Origin of the sequence: Snodgrassella sp. B3882, from assembly GCF_026535915.1 — a bacterium.
In the GTDB taxonomy this organism is placed as follows: Bacteria; Pseudomonadota; Gammaproteobacteria; order Burkholderiales; family Neisseriaceae; genus Snodgrassella.
The window spans coordinates 1677882-1694852 of record NZ_JAFNPF010000001.1 but is presented as its reverse complement, the minus strand read 5'-3'; the positions used below and the strand labels follow the sequence as shown (position 1 = coordinate 1694852).

Sequence of the window (16971 nt, the reverse complement as noted above, 5' to 3'; positions counted from 1 at the left end):
CGGTTTTATTGTGGTTACTGATCGGGTATGGCACAATTTGCGCCGATTTGGATGAATGCAAATGAATACTAAAGCTAATTTATCACAACGAATTGTTGTCGGAATGTCGGGTGGAGTTGATTCCTCGGTTACCGCATGGCTGCTAAAACAAGGCGGTTATGATGTGCGTGGCATTTTTATGCAAAACTGGGAAGATGACAATGATGATGATTATTGTTCGATCAAACAGGATTCTTTAGATGCCGTTGCGGTGGCTGATCTGATTGATATGGACATTGATATTGTCAATTTCGCCAGTGAATACAAAGATAATGTCTTTGCGTATTTTTTGCAGGAATATCAGGCGGGTCGTACCCCTAACCCTGATGTGCTTTGCAATGCGGAAATTAAGTTTAAATGTTTTTTACAACACGCTTTGGCCGGTGGTGCTGATCTGATTGCGACAGGACATTATGCACGCAAGCAAGTGCGTGATGGGGTGCACTATTTGCTTAAAGGCAAAGACCAGAATAAGGATCAAAGTTACTTTCTTTATCGCTTACAGCCTTATCAGCTGGAACGAGCTTTGTTTCCGTTGGGCGATTTGGAAAAATCTGCTGTGCGAGAATTGGCGCAGCAAGCACAATTGCCTACAGCTTTGAAAAAGGATAGTACCGGTATTTGTTTTATTGGTGAACGCCCATTCAGACAATTTTTGCAACGTTATCTGCCGACTAATCCTGGCGCAATGGTGACGCCAGAAGGCAAGGTGGTCGGTGAGCATGAAGGTTTAATGTATTATACGTTGGGACAACGTAAGGGTTTGGGTATTGGCGGTGATGGCGAACCGTGGTTTGTGGCGGGTAAGAATCTGGCTTCCAATGAGTTGTTGGTGGTGCAAGGTCATGATCATCCTTTGCTATTTAGTCAAAGTTTGACGATGCATGATTTGAGTTTTACTACGCCACAACGCCCCCCTGAGGGTCAATATGGCGTGAAAACCCGTTACCGGATGCCGGATGCTCAGGCAACTTTGCGCTATGTTGATGACGATCGTGCCGAACTAATTTTTGATCAAGCACAATGGGCGGTGACGCCTGGACAATCAGCTGTGCTTTATCGGGATGACATTTGTCTTGGAGGCGGTATCATCAATGATACCGATACCCACAGTATTCACATTGATTAATTTTTTTCAATTGACTGGTTTTTGTCAGTCTTCCCATTAACAATAATTCAGCTCCTTTTGTCTGAGCGTTAATGAATGCGGATGAAGTTTAGGATGTTGGCATTATTGCAAAGGACTATATAACACATGGAAAAAATCTGGTTACAGAGTTATCAGGAAGGGGTGCAAGCTGAGGTTGATGTGCGCGCCTATTCATCAATTATTGATGTACTGCATACCAGCGTTAAAAAATTTGCAAATCAGCCCAGTTTCTCTAATTTTGGCGTAACGCTGACTTATTCTGAAACGGCTGCTTATGTAAATCAATTAACTTCCTATCTGCAAAAAATTCTCAAATTAGAAAAAGGTGAACGTGTCGCTATTATGATGCCGAATTTGTTGCAATATCCAATTGCGGTGTTCGGTATTTTACAGGCCGGTGGTGTGGTTGTTAATGTAAATCCATTGTATACACCGAGGGAGCTAGCACATCAGCTAAAAGATTCGGGTGCTACCGCAATAGTTGTTCTGGAAAATTTTGCCCATACACTCGAAAAAGCTTTGTCTCAAACGGACATTAAGCAGGTGATTGTGGCTTCTGTTGGTGATATGTTGGGTTGGTTTAAGGGTACGGCCATCAATTTTATGATGCGCAAGGTCAAAAAGCTGGTTAAACCTTTTCATATTCCAAATGCCATTTCTTTTCGTGACGCTTTATCTCAAGGTAAAAAACATCGGTTTACTCCGGTGCCTTTGACACTGGAAGATCTGGCATTGCTGCAATATACAGGTGGTACAACCGGCGTTGCTAAGGGAGCAATGCTGACCCATGGCAATATCGTTGCCAATATGCAGCAGGCTGGAGAATGGATTAAAGCGAATCTGGTTGAAGGCAAGGAGGAGGTGGTGACACCTTTGCCGCTGTATCACATTTTCTCGCTGACGGTAAATATTATGATATTTGCTAAAGTGGGTTCAAAAAATATTTTAATCACCAATCCACGAGATATCGGCGGATTGATTAAGGTGTTGAAAAAAAATTGTGTCACGGTATTAACTGGGGTCAATACGCTGTTTAATGCGCTGATTCATCATCCTGACTTCCGCAGTATTGATTTTTCTCACTTAAAGCTGGTACTCGGTGGCGGTATGGCAACGCAAAAATCGGTAGCACAAGAGTGGAAAAAATTGACTGGGGTGCCGATTATTGATGCTTATGGACTTACTGAGGCCAGTCCAGGGGTGTGTGCTAATCCGCTGAATAATACTGAATTTACGGGTACTGCAGGTTTGCCTGTTTCCAATACGGATATCGAAATTCGGGATGAGAACGGTAAGGAACTGGGGATTAATCAGGTGGGTGAGCTTTGGGTAAAAGGACCTCAGGTGATGAAGGGCTACTGGAATATGCCGGAAGAAACGGCTAAGGTTCTGGATGACCGCGGCTTTGTTGCTACGGGTGATATTGCCGAAATTGATGCCAAAGGGTATGTGCGTCTGGTTGACCGGAAGAAAGATATGATTTTGGTGTCTGGATTCAATGTTTACCCGAATGAGATTGAAGATGTTGTGGCCGGTATGCCAGGTGTTTTAGAGGTGGCATGTGTTGGCATTCCGAATGAAAAGAGTGGGGAGGCTATTAAGCTTTATGTGGTTAAACGTGATCCTGCTCTAACACGCGAAGACATCATTAGTTATTGCCGCCAATATTTGACAGGTTATAAGATTCCGAAAGATATTGAATTTCGTGATGAGTTACCTAAGTCAACGGTAGGTAAAATTTTGCGCAAGGATTTACGCAGCCAATAGCCGCTTGCAGTGAGTATCTAAGCAGCCCGATTCGGTTGAATCGGGCTGTTTTGCCATTCATGCCGGGCAAATATGCTGTTAATGGTTGTGATACTAAGGTGTCTAATGACATGACGTTTGCTGTTAGTTCGTGGTTATCCTGAGTTCAATAAATGATAAATAGATATTTATGGATTTTAAAGTAAAGTCGATTATCACAGTTTTGCTGTGAAATAAACCGCTGAGTATTTAAAGAAATTATTTCAAAAATAATCTATTTTAATGATTCAAATTAAGTATACCGATGCTTATTTGCTGTATATTCAAACCATAGATTGCTGATTTATTACAAGGGTAATAGGGTGATGAGTCTGTTTAGATCATCCAATAGTTGGTCATGTTGTGCAAAAGTAAGATACTCGGTTAGTCATCAATAATAATACTTAGAGTTGGTGTTGATGAGTAGAATCCGTTAAAATTTATGCCGTTTGAATTGGTAATACTGGACATTTTTTAAGTATAGAAAGTTATGGGGGGAGAAAAAAATGAATGAATTTAATTATTATGTGATTGATCGGGCGAGTGATGAAGCTTATCCTTTAATTGCTCCTCAGGATGATTCCAGACATACCATGCTTTATTCTATGACAAAAACCAAAATTGATACTCCTGAACGAGTTCAATATAAGTTTTGTGATCCAATTCCTAGAAAACCGGTAATTGGAGATTATTTTTCAGAACCAGAAAGTGTGGTATCCAGAAAAATAGCCGATGTTTTAGAGCCCATGCACATTGATGGAATTCAGCTTATTCCAGCAGAAATTAAAACCAATACGGGCAAAATTCTAGCAAATTATTTTTATATTCATATTTACAACCATATTAAAGCAATTGATCGTAATAAATCTGAATATGAAGTTGATGATTATGATCCAGACTTCTTCATTTGGATTGACAGCTTTGAATTAGATCGCGAAGTATTAGCCAAAATACCTAGAGAAAAAAGATTGATTTTTAAATTACGAGAATCTTCCACGACTCATCTTTATCATGAATCGATTGTACAAGCCATAAAAGCGGTGAACCCAAAAGGAGTCTCCTTCACCAAGGTTGAAGATTGGTATTTATAAACTTTAGATAAACCAATGACAAAAATATCCGCGCATTTTCGGCAGAGATAGCTTTGTGTATTGAATCGAATGGTTTAAAGCTTGCTACTCATCATGACATTAAAAAAATGATTTTTGGAAGCTTTAACTTATTTGAAGGTGTATATGGATTTTAGAAGATCGCTATAGAAATTAAGGCATTTTCTCTTCAAGAGTGGGGTTGGATGGCGCTAAATATTTTAATGCAGTAAATCTTCATTTCATCATTCGCAATTGTCTCTGATAAAAGGGGTTGCAACTAATGCCATCATCATGGTGGTTGGATGCTGGGCTATGGTTAATAGAACTGTACTGCTTCTGGCTTTGGTATGCAGAAAACCTATCTCTATCGATGAAAGGGTACGGATGCCAACAATGTGTTTCGAAGGGAATTCTCAATGTCTTGCAATGGCTTAATCTAGCTTAAACAGGCATCCCTTCGCTTAAATTGATGCCTGATATTTAGCCGTTTTTTTTTAGCTAATGCTATATTGCTGATTACGTATTTCAATTTTAGGTAGGCGTCTGTGTTGCTCAAAGAGGTCATAAGCAGGTTTTAATTCAAGCCAAAAAGGGTAGTAAATTGACGTTTGATATTTTTGCATGTTGGCTTGGTTCATTTCAAATGGAAAAATATGAATTGGTATTTGTTTTTGTCCATTGTTTAAAGCTTGAGTGACGAAAGAATAAATTTGTTCAATATTTTCATCCGTCATGGCATAACAGCCGATGGATACGCATTTACCATGAATCATTATGTAACTACCGGTATAACCTTTAGCGCGATCATAGCTATTGGGATAACCAATGTTGAAAGATAGATGGTAGTTTGTATGCGGATTAAGCAGGTTTTTTTGAGTGGCATAAAATCCTTCGGGACTTTTACCATCTCCTTCGGCTTTTTTCGGGCCCAATCCGCCAGAATAGGTGCATATTTCCCAGCTTTTATATAATTGATACGGCTGGTTTTGATGCTGAAACCACATTTCTAATCTGCGTTCTTGTTTGAATAAGCGCAAATAGATTTTGTCACCGGCAACGGGCGGTTTGCTGGAGTAATGATTGCTGGCTTGTTGGGGTGTAGTGGCAGGCAGATTATCGAAGTAATTGTTGCTGGCATGTTGAGATGTCACAGCGGGCTGATTATTTGAGATGCTGCCCCATGAAAACGCAGCAACAACAACGCTTGCTGCAATACCAGCTAAGAATATTATGATTCTGAGATATTGTCGTTTGTGGGTAAAGATTGAAGCTATGAGTCCCGTGCTAGCGGTAAACATGATGATTACGATTAAACCAACTAAAAGTTCGTAGAGCGATAGATTCATAAAATATCTTTATTGCTAAGCAGGAAAGTAATGAATATGTTTAAATAAAAATTCAAAGAATTAATTTTATCAATATTACCATGGAATTTTATTTTTCTCATTCATTAAAACAAATTTCAGACTACCGGCAGTGTGGTTATTAAATTTGTAACCGGGGCACCTGTTTGATGACATATTGCTGGCTTAAGCACTGGTTTTGCTTTAGCAAGTGCTGCATGCATGTTTGTTTATTAGCGGGTAAATAAGTTTGCTGTTGATCAAATTACAAGATTGAGCAGCCAAAGAATGAATTGACTTGGTTGTCATTGTTATCGGCATCAAGGATGATGCCGATTAAGTAACATATTCTATAGCTGCATCGTCGATTCTGATGAGGGGTCAAGCAGTGAGCTTGGCCAGATTGTTTGGGATGACTGAATAAGCTAAACGGTCGTCAGCGCGACAGTTGCATGGATAGCACGGTTTGTTGCTGATTTTCTCTGAATTGTGTTAGTTGTTGTGCCAGATGCGGTTGTTCATTGGCCAGCATTGATATGGCAAATAATGCGGCATTAGCCGCGCCAGCTTCGCCAATGGCAAATGTGGCAACCGGCACGCCTTTGGGCATTTGCACGATGGATAATAATGAATCCTCCCCGTGCAGATATTTGCTTGGAATGGGAACCCCCAACACTGGTAAAGTGGTTTTGGCTGCAACCATGCCGGGTAAATGTGCTGCACCCCCAGCGCCGGCAATAATCGCTTTTAATCCGCGCTCTCGTGCTGTTTGGGCATATTCAAACATCAGATCGGGAGTACGGTGAGCGGAAACCACTCGGGTTTCATAGGGTACGGCAAATTGATCAAGCATTTGTTCTGCCAGCTGCATAACGGGATAGTCGCTGTTACTGCCCATGATGATGCCGATTTGCGGTGTATCCATGTGTTCTACCTTGTATTAGATCTAAAAATTTATTTCTTTTTGTTGAGGAATTGTTTGGCTTTAACCGCCGCCGCACTATTTGGATAGGTATTGATGATGTGCTTGCAAGTCACGCGGGCAATATCTTGTTGCTGCATGCGGTTTTGACATTGTGCCACCAGATACAGTGCATTGGCGCTCTGACTGTGATGAGGATAGAGTGAATTGAAGCGCTGACCAATGTTAATCACCGATTCGCAGTTGTTCAAACGAGCATGATTTTGTAATAGCAACCACATTCTTTCCTGTGCCTTAGAACTACCATCGCCACCACTTTCAGCATTTTTCAGCAGGCGAATAGCTTGTGCATACAAACCAGCACGATACAGGCGGTGTGCTTCGGCGGTGTTATCGGTGTTTTTACCCGCCACAGGGGAAATGGCCGTAGGCTGATGATTGCCTGCCAAACGTACATTGAGGTAGCGTGATAGGGTTGCTTGTTGCTGGCTTATCTCTTTGACTTGTTTAGTGAGGTTTTCTAGTTGTTGCTGCAGTGCGGTTAACTGATGCTGAAGTTGAATCAATTCCTCAGCATTATGTTGCACTGTCGGATGCTTTGGTGCTGGTTCGCTGGCTGGATTTTGCGGCGCAGTGATGGTACAGGCGCTAATGATCAGCGGGGCGAAAAATTTTAAGCCTGTACGGCGTAGAGGTAGATTGTGTCGGGGCATGGTTGGTGCACCTTTAGAGTAATAGGGTAGGTTATTTTTTTTGTATCAGTGTCAGTCCGTCACCAAGTGGTAGGGTTAACATTCTGATACGCGAATCGTGAACTAAACTGGCATTAAACTGGCGCAAAATTTTGATGCTTTCTGAGTCTCGTGCTTGTTCAGCTTGCATCACCCGACCATGTAAGAAAACGTTATCAATGGCAATGATGCCACCACTGCGCACTAACTGCAGGCAGCGCTCGTAATAATGGGGTGTGGGTGTTTTATCTGCATCGATTAATACCAAATCATAGTGACCGGTTTTTTGTTGGGCAATTAAGTGATCCAAAGTAATCAGAGCCGGTTGTAAGTACAGATCGATTTTGGCACTGACGCCGGCTTTTTGCCAATATTTTCTTGCAATATCAGTGTAGGTTACGTTGATGTCGCAGGCGGTGATGTGTCCGTCTTGTGGTAATGCCATTGCCATGGCCGTACTGCTATAACCGGTATAAACGCCGATTTCTAAATAGTATCGTGCTTGAATGAGTTGTGACAGCCAAATCATTAATTGCGCTTGTTCAGGCGCAATGGACATGTTGTGTTTGCGATGATTGGCGGTTTCGTTCCTCAGCTCAGTTAAGATGGGTGGTTCAGCTGGATTGATCTTGACCAGATATTGCTGTTGTAAGCTGGTGAACTGATTAGGCTGTATGGTCATAACAGAATGGATGCTTTATTCGGTCAGGTAGGGATAGGGTTTTTTTAACAGTTTGGCTGCAGCAAAGTTGCTTTCATCTTCGCTATTCAGTTCCACATCCCATAATAGTTTGCGGTGCTGTAGCCGAGTCTGTTGGATTTCTGGATTTTGTTGCAGAAATTCATTTAGAAATTTGGTGGTATCAGATTGATAATGATACATTTTTCTTTCTCCTCTACTAAATGGCATATCAATGGAATAGGAATATTATATAATAGAACCAATATCGTTGTACTAAGGTGACTGCCTGACCCGATAGGTCAGGCTGCAAAGTGAAAAATGCTGAATAACGGCTATATGGGTTATACTATATTGCTTAAATAGCCCAATTTTGCTGTGGCTTAAGATTATTTTCTATAAGTATTTACTATTTTTATGTTAGCAAAGTGGTTACATAAGGTTTTATCCAAAAAGTCTGCGAAAGCAGCAAAAAAACGAGAGCTGCCGTTTAACCAGCACCATATTCATGCTGATGAACTCAGTTTTGCCGCTGAAAAGGTGATTAAACGCCTACATAATGCAGGATATCAGGCTTTTGTGGTGGGCGGTGCTGTACGGGATTTGCTGCTGGGCATGACGCCGAAGGATTTTGATGTGGCTACGGATGCCACTCCAGAACAAGTACGCAAGTTGTTTCGGCGTAGCCGTATTATCGGTCGTCGATTCCCGATTGTGCATGTGATGGTCGGTCCTGAAACGATTGAGGTGACAACGTTTCGCGGTGGTGAAGTCAGCAGTCAGAATGAACTGGGTCGCATTATGAAGGACGCAAGCTATGGCACGCTTGAACAGGATGCGATGCGCCGAGATTTTACCGCCAATGCGCTGTATTATGATCCTGAAGAAGAGGTGATTCTGGACTTTCACCATGGTTATGATGATATTGTACAACGCCGTCTGGTGATGATTGGTGATCCACAGGCACGGTATCAGGAAGATCCGGTACGGATGCTGCGTGCAGCCAGACTATCTGGTAAATTGGGTTTTTCAGTGGACAAAAAAACCGCTAAACCGATTGCAGAATGCGCAAATTTATTGCAGCGGGAACCACCAGCCAGATTATTTGATGAAGTTTTAAAAATTCTCTTCAGCGGACATGCACAGGCATGCTTGCGACAGTTAAATTCATTGCAATTGAATCATGTTCATCCTTTGTTAGATGCGTTGCTGCCGGGCGCAGAAGGTAACGATAATATCGTTGCTCTGGCGCTGCATAATACTGATGAGCGTCTGCGTGCTGATAAGTCGGTATCGATGGGCTTTGTGTTGGCGGCGGTATTGTGGCCGCGTATTGTTTCAAGCTGGAATCGGGAAAAAGCAGCTGGATTGCGCAGTAATGCAGCAATGAATGCGGCTATTGCCGCAGAGCGTGACCATCTGGATAAAGGTTGGGGAGTGCCTCAGCGCTATAGTGTGGTGATGCGCGAGATTTGGATGTTGCAGCCACTATTTGAAATCAGACGAGGTTCACGTCCTTTTCGTTTGCTTAGTCAGCAACGTTTCCGCGCAGCATTTGATTTTATGTGCTTGCGTGCTCAATTGGGTGAAGTTGATGCAGAAGTGGTGGCATGGTGGCAGACTTTCCAACACGCTTCTGAAGATGAACGTGCTCAGATGATCAAGACTGCCCCGGTTCAGGATGGATCTGGAACCAAATCCAGAAACAGACGGCGGCGCAGACGGTCTAATTCGGTCAGACAGGATGAGGCATGACGCAGAATGTGACGGCGGTGATCGCTTTGGGTGCCAATTTGGGGAATCCACAGCAGCAAATCACCGCGGCTCTTTCAGCTTTGAATCAGGTTGATGGAGTTCGAATTAAAGCGATATCGCCACTGTATCAGACTAAGCCGGTGGGCAAGACGGATCAGCCGGATTTTATTAATGCGGTGATTCTGGTGCACACTACGCTCAGTGCTCAGTTACTATTACGTCAGCTGCAACAAATAGAACTGGATTTCGGGCGTGAACGTACCATTCGTTTTGGACCGCGTACGTTGGATCTAGATGTGATTGATTATAACTCGCAGCTCAGCCATGATCCGGATCTGATTTTGCCCCATCCGCGTGCGCATGAGCGTGCCTTTGTGATGGTGCCACTGGCGCGCATTGCGCCTTATTACCGTATCGGCAGCCATGGCACGGCTGCCACTTTAGCGGTGAAATTATTGCAGGAAAAACCGGCAGAAAAGGTAGCTGTACTTAACTGAAGTTATTCCACGTAAAGAAGGGAAGCTGTATGGATTATCGCTATATTGTTGTCGAAGGTTCAATTGGTAGTGGTAAATCGGCTTTAAGCCGACGCCTGGCGCAACATTTTGACGCTTTGCTTTTGTCAGAAATTCCGGAAAGTAATCCATTTTTGGAAAGATTTTATCTGAATGCCGCCAATCATGGTTTGGCAACAGAAATGCATTTTTTGATGCGACGCAGTGAAGCGATAAAGGTAATCTATGCAGAGGATGAACGTCGATCGCGTGTGGTAGCGGATTTTTTGTTGGAAAAAGATCAAATTTATGTTCCTGTGATTTTGCGCGATGATGAGCAAACGCTATATTGGCAAATCAAACAGCGGGTGATGCCCAAATTCCCAGTGCCAGATCTGGTTATTTATCTTGAAGGCAGTGATGAGATGCTGGATAAACGACTACGCCAACGTAATGATGGCATGATTAATTTGTTTCCAGTAGGCTATTTGCAGCAGATTCACCACGAATACCGCCATTTTTTCCATCTCTATCAACACGCCCCATTATTGATAGCCAATACCAATGAATTAGACTTTATGGGAAATGACGATCATTTTGAATTACTGCTCAATACGATCGCCAATATGCAAGGCAGCCGTATTTACTTGAATCTGAGTGAATAAAAGCATATTACTGTTGATGAAACCATAAACAGCAAACAGATTAAGATGGTCAAGACATAGATTAATCAATCTTATTTATCAGGTGCAGTGTCTGGAATTTGTCAGATATAGGGTGGTAGCGCTGGGGAGTGGAAATTTAAAGCAAACTGTATTTTTAGTTAAAAATACAGTTTTTTTATAGGCAAAACAAAAGTTGAGTTAACTATTTATAGTCTGGTTTTTGTCATTTGATAGCACATGAAGCTAGGAACAAATATGCAACGGATTTTTTCTATTATAGATTTAATCTGCATTATCTCTGGTTCAGTTGGCGCCACCTCAATTAAACCGCTACCCTGATTTCGACTAAATAAACAAAAACGTGGTGATATTTGATGAATTTGACCCTACGATGCAAAGCTATTCAAAACCCAGATTAAAAAAATGGGATGATGTGTGTTATTGAGGGATATAACGATAATCTTCACACAGGTATACAAAAAGATATCGATATCGTTATTTCACACAATGAGCAGTATTTAAAAATGGATAGCATTGCTAAGGGATGGTTAGTAATGCCGGAGAAGAAAAATGATCTGCATGAGAAGTATTCTTGCGTGATTGTCGATATCAATGCTTCCAAGGTTGTGTGGGCAGGATCAGATCAGCGTGGTGGCAAATGGTTAAACAACAATGGGTAGATGGTTCCGTCATCATTTTTGATGGCAGTGAATAATGTCGTGAGAAAATTGGTGACATTTACACAAGATTAATACATCCATATTTAGATGCCAGATAAATAGAGTAAAATGTTAATGCACTAATCATTTTTAATATGCTATTGGCAATTTTAACTGTTTTACTGATACATAGTTGGTCAGAACGTTACTGGTATTTGAAAATTTTTGGTTAATGTGACCTGTGTTTGCTGATGTTTGTGGTATTTTCTTCAATGTTTTGATATTGCTGTCATCCTAAGATGCGTTGACAGCATATTTGCTTGAATTTGTCATTCAGGGACATGCGCCGGTTTAATTTTTTTGCCTGTGTTTGTTCTATGAGTACAAGATGATATTAATAAAATTGTTTTTTGGTTTATGAATACAATCCACACTTTAAAAAAAATGAAAGCTGCCGGCGATAAAATCGCTATGTTGACTTGTTATGATGCCAGTTTTGCCCGCTTGATGAGTGACATGGGGGTAGATGTTTTACTGGTAGGGGATTCACTCGGCATGGTAGTACAGGGACAAAGTTCGACTTTACCAGTGAGCTTGCAAGAGGTTTGTTATCACACGGCAGCGGTTGCGCGAGGTAATCAGCAGGCATTGATTATGGCAGATTTACCCTTTGGTTCCTACCAGCAAAGTAAAGAGCAGGCTTTTGCTGCTGCCGTGCCATTAATGCAAGCCGGCGCGCATATGGTGAAGCTGGAAGGCGGTACAGAAATGGCCGAAACCACGGAATTTCTGCAACGACGAGGTATCCCTGTGTGTGCCCATATCGGTTTGACGCCGCAATCGGTTCATGCTCTAGGCGGATATAAGGTGCAGGGACGCGGTGAGGCGGCAATACAGTTGTTGGCAGATGCACAGGCGCATGCAGAGGCGGGTGCGGATGTGGTGTTAATGGAGTGTGTACCTGCTCAGTTGGCTGCTGAGGTAACGGCAGCAGTGGAATGTCCAACTATTGGTATTGGTGCTGGTGTGGATTGTGACGGGCAGGTATTGGTGATGCACGATATGCTTGGCATTTATCCCGGTAAAACCGCCAAATTTGTGAAAAATTTTATGCAGGGTCAGGAAAGTATTCAAGCTGCGATTGCTTCTTTTGTTGCTGAAGTGAAGGCCAAGACGTTCCCTGAATTGGCTCATAGTTTTGGTAATTAGATGTTTGGTTCATGTTGACATCAGCATAGTTGATCAATGGATTTCATGAACCGGCTCGATGAGTTGTTTGTGAAGCGATTTGGCGAAAAGAGAATTTTTATTTTTAATGACTAATTGTATACAAATGAGATGGAGATGTTTATGTTGTCAGCGAAGCCCAACCCCCGAGCACTTACGATTGCCGGATCTGATTCCGGTGGTGGTGCCGGAATCCAGGCCGACTTGAAAACGTTTGCTGCTCTTGGTGCTTATGGAACCAGTGTGATTACTGCTCTAACTGCGCAGAATACAACCGGTGTACAACGGGTAATGGTTACCCCACCGCAAATGATTGAGGCGCAATGTGAATCAGTTTTAAGTGATATTCGCATTGATGCGGTTAAAATCGGTATGCTGGCGGATGTTGAGTCTATTAAAACGGTAGCACAAGTGCTACAACGACATCATTTGCCATTTGTGGTGTTGGATCCGGTGATGGTTGCCACTTCTGGTTCGGCACTTGCGTTGGAAGACACGGTGTGTGCATTAAAAGAATATTTGATGCCACTGGCTGATGTCATTACGCCAAATCTATTTGAATTGTCAGTGTTAACGCAGCAGCCCATAGCCACAACAGAAGAGGAAATGTTGGCGCAGGGACAAATCCTAATGCAGGAAAGTTATAACGCAATCTTGCTCAAAGGCGGTCACATCAATGACTCTGCGCAAGCGGTAGATTGGTTATTGCAGGCAGGTTATGACCCGATATGTTTTCGTTCCGCGCGGATTGAAACCCAAAATACCCATGGTACCGGATGCACTTTGTCTTCCGCCATTGCCGCGCTGCGCCCTCAACACCAAAATCTAGTGAATGCGGTTGCTGCGAGTAAAAGTTATTTGCATGGTGCCATTTCCGCAGCACAATATTGGCATTTGGGGCATGGCTTTGGACCTTTATCGCATTTCTGGCGCACGAAACGTGATTGATCAGCTAGTCTGTATGTTAAAATTCTGCCTTTGAAGTGCAACTTGCGGTTTAGTTATAGTTGTCGGTAATGAAGCAAAGGGGAATGAAATGCAGACTTGGCATGAAGCAATAGGTGCAGAGAAACAACAGCCATATTTCCAACATATCCTTGATGTAGTGCGAGAAGAACGCATGGCGGGTAAAATAATTTATCCGCCTGCTCAGGATGTTTTCAATGCATTTAAAGCAACCGAATTTGCACAAGTTAAGGTTGTGATTCTTGGTCAGGATCCTTATCATGGACCAAAACAGGCGCATGGATTATCATTTTCTGTGCGTGAAGGCATTGCGGTTCCGCCATCGCTAATCAATATTTATAAAGAACTGGCCGATGACATTGCCGGTTTTCAAATTCCTAATCACGGTTATTTGCAACACTGGGCTCAACAGGGTGTATTGTTACTGAATACGGTACTAACTGTGCGTGCCGGGCAGGCGCATTCACATGCTACTTTGGGTTGGGAAACATTTACCGATCGAGTGATAGCAGCGCTCAATGAAGGACGGGAAAATGTGGTGTTTATGCTTTGGGGTAGTCATGCACAAAAAAAAGGTGCCATGATCGATCGACGCAAGCATCTGGTTTTAACAGCATCACACCCTTCTCCTTTGTCGGCCTATCGAGGCTTTTTTGGCTGTAAACATTTCTCCAAAGCCAATGCATATTTGCAGGCTCAAGGGCTCAACCCGATTGACTGGCAACTATAATGGCACGAGCAAAACATCTTTATTCGATTTCACTGTTTAACCTATGCTGAACCTGAATCCGCAACAGCATGCTGCCATCCATTATCTTGATGGTCCGTTACTGGTGCTGGCTGGTGCCGGAAGTGGAAAAACACGGGTAATCACAGAAAAAATTGCTTATTTGATTACTCAAGCACATTACCCGCCACATCAAATTGCTGCCATCACTTTTACCAACAAAGCAGCACGGGAAATGCAGGAACGAGTTGGGCATTTATTGACTAAACCGCAAACTCGAGGTTTGACCGTCTGCACTTTCCATTCGCTCGGCATGCGCTTGTTACGAGAGGAAGCGGCGGCTGCCGGTTATAAAAAGCAGTTTTCTATTCTTGACAGTGCTGATGCTGGTAAGATTGTGGGAGAATTGCTCGGTAGTTCTGGACGAGAAATGGTGTTTAAAGCGCAGCACCAGATTTCCCTATGGAAAAACGATTTGTTGACTCCAGAAATGGTGATAGCCCAGGCAGAAGACCCATGGACCCGCCAGATAGGTCAGCTTTATGCTTCTTATCAGGATACGCTGATCAGCTATCAGGCAGTGGATTTTGATGATCTTATCCGTATACCCGTTATTCTGTTGCAGCAGCAAGCTGATATTCGTTATAAGTGGCAACTGCGTCTGCGTTATTTATTGGTGGATGAATGTCAGGATACCAATACCTGTCAATACGCCATGATGCGGTTATTGACTGGCGATGAAGGGAAGTTTACCGCGGTGGGGGATGATGATCAAAGTATCTATGCTTGGCGCGGTGCCAATATGGAAAATCTGCGCTTATTGCAGCAGGACTATCCTAATCTGAACATTATTAAGCTGGAACAGAATTATCGATCTTCGGCCAGAATTCTACGTGTTGCCAATCAGGTTATTGCCAACAATCCCAAATTATTCCCCAAAACATTATGGAGTGAATACGGATTGGGAGAAATGATCGACGTTATTGCTTGCAATAATGAAGAACACGAGGCCGATGTGGTAGTCAGCCGTATTGCTCATCAAAAGCTGGTTGGGGGTGAGACGGTAAAATACCGCGACTTTGCCATTCTTTATCGCGGCAATCATCAGGCTAGAGTGTTTGAGGAAGCTTTGCGCAGTCGGCGTATCCCGTACAAACTTTCAGGTGGGCAAAGTTTTTTTGATAAGGCTGAAATTAAAGATGTGCTTGCCTATATTCGTCTTTTGGCCAATCCAGATGATGATCCGGCATTTTTGCGTGCAGTGACTACGCCACGGCGAGGAGTGGGTGAAACCACATTAGCCAAACTCAATAACTATGCCAAAGTTGCCCAATGTAGTTTATTTACTGCGGCCTCAAGTATGGATGCCATAGCTGAACTCTCGGGTAAAAGTCGCGAATCCTTACAACAATTTATGGCATTGCTCAACGATTATCAGTGTCGGGCGCAACACGATGATGCCGGCATTTTGTTACAGGATTTATTAAAAGATATCAAATACGAAAAACATCTATTGATGGTAGAAGAGGGGCGCGCTGGCGAAATAAAGTGGCGAAATGTGCAGGATCTTATGCGCTGGATAGGGAAAAAAGGGTCTGAAGACGGTAAAAATATCGTGGAAATTGCCCAGACGATTGCTCTGATGACTTTACTTGAAGGCAAAGAAGATGAAGAAGCAGACATGGTTACGATGTCGACGTTACATGCATCTAAGGGTTTGGAGTATCCCTATGTCTTTTTGGTTGGCTGCGAAGAAGGGGTTTTTCCGCACGCAGACAGTGTGCAGGAAGATAATATTGATGAAGAACGACGACTCATGTATGTGGGCATCACTCGTGCACGACAAATGTTGACGCTGACCCATTGTCATAAGCGCAAACGTGCGGGTTCATGGGAGTTTCACGAACCGAGTCGTTTTATTGAAGAAATGCCAGCGGAAGATATTCGTCTGCTTGGGCGGAAAAACAGTGAGCCTATCGTTAGCCAGGCAGAAGGTAAAAGTATTTTAGCTAGTATGATGGCCAGACTGAATGAAAAACAGTCTTAAGTCATATTGACGCGGAGCGGACATGTATCGGTCTGGTTTCCGTGGTAAACTATAGCTATGTGCTGCTGTTGCAGCTTATTGAAGATAGAAAGAATTATATGAAGATTGCCAAAAACTCTGTCGTGACGTTGGATTATGAAATGTATGATGCTGATAATCAGTTAATTGACAAAACTGAAGAACCCATCAGCTATTTGCATGGCGGTTATGACGGCATTTTTCCTTTGGTTGAAGAACAGCTACATGATAAAGAAATAGGTGAAGTTGTTGATGTTACGCTGGAACCGGATGATGCCTTCGGTGATCAGGAAGAAGACCTAATCCGCATCGAACCGCTGGACGTTTTTCCAGTTGATGTGGAACTGGGTATGATGTTTGAAGCTGATGATCCTGAAACTGGGTATGTATTGGTTTATCGCATTACTGATATTGCTGATGGTAAAGCGGTCGTGGATGCGAATCATCCTTTGGCTGGTCAACGTATCCGCTTTAAAGCCACAGTTAAAGATATTCGCCCTGCTACTGAAGAAGAAATAGAGCATGGTCATGTTCATGGCGCTCATGACCATCATCATTAACTGCTCAACATAAATTCCAATGTTATAAGGAATATTCGTTTGTGTACGAATATTCCTTTTTGTTTTCGTACCCTAAAAAATAAGCTAGGTTCAAAGAGTAAAAATTTTTCTTT

17 protein-coding genes are annotated in these 16971 nt (G+C 42.8%); 12 read left to right on the top strand and 5 right to left on the bottom strand.

Annotated features, from left to right (window positions below; genetic code table 11):
* Positions 1 to 61 precede the first annotated feature (61 nt).
* From mnmA to J3U68_RS07125, 3 genes are all read left to right on the top strand, one after another.
* Complete coding sequence (gene mnmA, locus J3U68_RS07135; protein WP_267375735.1) at positions 62 to 1168, top strand: tRNA 2-thiouridine(34) synthase MnmA; 1107 nt, start codon at positions 62 to 64, stop codon at positions 1166 to 1168.
* A 126-nt stretch (positions 1169 to 1294) separates the two neighbouring features.
* Entirely contained in the window at positions 1295 to 2956 is a 1662-nt protein-coding gene (locus tag J3U68_RS07130; RefSeq protein ID WP_267375734.1) for an AMP-binding protein, read from the top strand.
* A 524-nt stretch (positions 2957 to 3480) separates the two neighbouring features.
* Positions 3481 to 4065 (top strand): imm11 family protein, encoded by a 585-nt coding sequence (locus J3U68_RS07125; protein ID WP_267375733.1) that lies wholly within the window; start codon positions 3481 to 3483, stop codon positions 4063 to 4065.
* 494 nt (positions 4066 to 4559) lie between these two features.
* On the opposite strand, the gene J3U68_RS07120 is transcribed toward J3U68_RS07125, so the two are convergent.
* The 5 genes from J3U68_RS07120 to J3U68_RS07100 all read right to left on the bottom strand — a co-directional run bounded on the left by J3U68_RS07120 (position 4560) and on the right by J3U68_RS07100 (position 7944).
* Positions 4560 to 5411, bottom strand: a complete 852-nt coding sequence (locus tag J3U68_RS07120; RefSeq protein WP_267375732.1) for a L,D-transpeptidase family protein — start codon at positions 5409 to 5411, stop codon at positions 4560 to 4562.
* A 433-nt stretch (positions 5412 to 5844) separates the two neighbouring features.
* Positions 5845 to 6333 carry a 5-(carboxyamino)imidazole ribonucleotide mutase gene (gene purE, locus J3U68_RS07115; protein WP_267375731.1) on the bottom strand — a complete coding sequence of 163 codons (489 nt, stop codon included), beginning with the start codon at positions 6331 to 6333 and terminating at the stop codon, positions 5845 to 5847.
* Between the two features lie 29 nt (positions 6334 to 6362).
* A complete protein-coding gene (locus J3U68_RS07110) occupies positions 6363 to 7043 on the bottom strand; it encodes a tetratricopeptide repeat protein (RefSeq protein WP_267375730.1) in 681 nt (226 codons plus the stop codon).
* Between the two features lie 31 nt (positions 7044 to 7074).
* On the bottom strand, positions 7075 to 7743 hold the full coding sequence (locus tag J3U68_RS07105; protein WP_267375728.1) for a class I SAM-dependent methyltransferase: 669 nt from the start codon (positions 7741 to 7743) through the stop codon (positions 7075 to 7077).
* Positions 7744 to 7758: 15 nt separating this feature from the next.
* Positions 7759 to 7944: a DUF3460 family protein gene (locus J3U68_RS07100; RefSeq protein ID WP_267375727.1), complete on the bottom strand. Its 186-nt coding sequence runs from the start codon at positions 7942 to 7944 to the stop codon at positions 7759 to 7761.
* Between the two features lie 213 nt (positions 7945 to 8157).
* On the opposite strand from J3U68_RS07100, the gene pcnB reads away from it, so the two are divergent.
* The 9 genes from pcnB to J3U68_RS07055 all read left to right on the top strand — a co-directional run bounded on the left by pcnB (position 8158) and on the right by J3U68_RS07055 (position 16858).
* Complete coding sequence (gene pcnB / locus J3U68_RS07095) at positions 8158 to 9495, top strand: polynucleotide adenylyltransferase PcnB (RefSeq protein WP_267375726.1); 1338 nt, start codon at positions 8158 to 8160, stop codon at positions 9493 to 9495.
* Positions 9492 to 9992, top strand: coding sequence for a 2-amino-4-hydroxy-6-hydroxymethyldihydropteridine diphosphokinase (gene folK, locus J3U68_RS07090; protein WP_267375725.1), 501 nt, complete (start codon positions 9492 to 9494; stop codon positions 9990 to 9992). The genes pcnB and folK overlap by 4 nt, the downstream gene beginning before the upstream one ends.
* 29 nt (positions 9993 to 10021) lie before the next feature.
* A complete protein-coding gene (locus tag J3U68_RS07085; protein WP_267375724.1) occupies positions 10022 to 10654 on the top strand; it encodes a deoxynucleoside kinase in 633 nt (210 codons plus the stop codon).
* A 428-nt stretch (positions 10655 to 11082) separates the two neighbouring features.
* Entirely contained in the window at positions 11083 to 11334 is a 252-nt protein-coding gene (locus J3U68_RS07080; RefSeq protein WP_267375723.1) for a hypothetical protein, read from the top strand.
* A gap of 396 nt (positions 11335 to 11730) precedes the next feature.
* Positions 11731 to 12522 (top strand): 3-methyl-2-oxobutanoate hydroxymethyltransferase, encoded by a 792-nt coding sequence (gene panB / locus J3U68_RS07075; protein ID WP_267375722.1) that lies wholly within the window; start codon positions 11731 to 11733, stop codon positions 12520 to 12522.
* A 141-nt stretch (positions 12523 to 12663) separates the two neighbouring features.
* A complete protein-coding gene (thiD, locus tag J3U68_RS07070) occupies positions 12664 to 13488 on the top strand; it encodes a bifunctional hydroxymethylpyrimidine kinase/phosphomethylpyrimidine kinase (protein WP_267375720.1) in 825 nt (274 codons plus the stop codon).
* 88 nt (positions 13489 to 13576) lie between these two features.
* Positions 13577 to 14236 (top strand): uracil-DNA glycosylase, encoded by a 660-nt coding sequence (gene ung, locus J3U68_RS07065; protein ID WP_267375719.1) that lies wholly within the window; start codon positions 13577 to 13579, stop codon positions 14234 to 14236.
* A 43-nt stretch (positions 14237 to 14279) separates the two neighbouring features.
* A complete protein-coding gene (rep, locus tag J3U68_RS07060; protein ID WP_267375718.1) occupies positions 14280 to 16280 on the top strand; it encodes a DNA helicase Rep in 2001 nt (666 codons plus the stop codon).
* A 98-nt stretch (positions 16281 to 16378) separates the two neighbouring features.
* Positions 16379 to 16858 carry an FKBP-type peptidyl-prolyl cis-trans isomerase gene (locus tag J3U68_RS07055; protein WP_267375717.1) on the top strand — a complete coding sequence of 160 codons (480 nt, stop codon included), beginning with the start codon at positions 16379 to 16381 and terminating at the stop codon, positions 16856 to 16858.
* Positions 16859 to 16971: the final 113 nt, after the last annotated feature.

Bases quoted from the DNA above. Each gene is read 5' to 3' on its own strand.
- mnmA (WP_267375735.1), top strand. From the start codon at position 62: ATGAATACTAAAGCTAATTTATCACAACGAATTGTTGTCGGAATGTCG.
- J3U68_RS07130 (WP_267375734.1), top strand. From the start codon at position 1,295: ATGGAAAAAATCTGGTTACAGAGTTATCAGGAAGGGGTGCAAGCTGAG.
- J3U68_RS07125 (WP_267375733.1), top strand. From the start codon at position 3,481: ATGAATGAATTTAATTATTATGTGATTGATCGGGCGAGTGATGAAGCT.
- J3U68_RS07120 (WP_267375732.1), bottom strand. From the start codon at position 5,411: ATGAATCTATCGCTCTACGAACTTTTAGTTGGTTTAATCGTAATCATC.
- purE (WP_267375731.1), bottom strand. From the start codon at position 6,333: ATGGATACACCGCAAATCGGCATCATCATGGGCAGTAACAGCGACTAT.
- J3U68_RS07110 (WP_267375730.1), bottom strand. From the start codon at position 7,043: ATGCCCCGACACAATCTACCTCTACGCCGTACAGGCTTAAAATTTTTC.
- J3U68_RS07105 (WP_267375728.1), bottom strand. From the start codon at position 7,743: ATGACCATACAGCCTAATCAGTTCACCAGCTTACAACAGCAATATCTG.
- J3U68_RS07100 (WP_267375727.1), bottom strand. From the start codon at position 7,944: ATGTATCATTATCAATCTGATACCACCAAATTTCTAAATGAATTTCTG.
- pcnB (WP_267375726.1), top strand. From the start codon at position 8,158: ATGTTAGCAAAGTGGTTACATAAGGTTTTATCCAAAAAGTCTGCGAAA.
- folK (WP_267375725.1), top strand. From the start codon at position 9,492: ATGACGCAGAATGTGACGGCGGTGATCGCTTTGGGTGCCAATTTGGGG.
- J3U68_RS07085 (WP_267375724.1), top strand. From the start codon at position 10,022: ATGGATTATCGCTATATTGTTGTCGAAGGTTCAATTGGTAGTGGTAAA.
- J3U68_RS07080 (WP_267375723.1), top strand. From the start codon at position 11,083: ATGATGTGTGTTATTGAGGGATATAACGATAATCTTCACACAGGTATA.
- panB (WP_267375722.1), top strand. From the start codon at position 11,731: ATGAATACAATCCACACTTTAAAAAAAATGAAAGCTGCCGGCGATAAA.
- thiD (WP_267375720.1), top strand. From the start codon at position 12,664: ATGTTGTCAGCGAAGCCCAACCCCCGAGCACTTACGATTGCCGGATCT.
- ung (WP_267375719.1), top strand. From the start codon at position 13,577: ATGCAGACTTGGCATGAAGCAATAGGTGCAGAGAAACAACAGCCATAT.
- rep (WP_267375718.1), top strand. From the start codon at position 14,280: ATGCTGAACCTGAATCCGCAACAGCATGCTGCCATCCATTATCTTGAT.
- J3U68_RS07055 (WP_267375717.1), top strand. From the start codon at position 16,379: ATGAAGATTGCCAAAAACTCTGTCGTGACGTTGGATTATGAAATGTAT.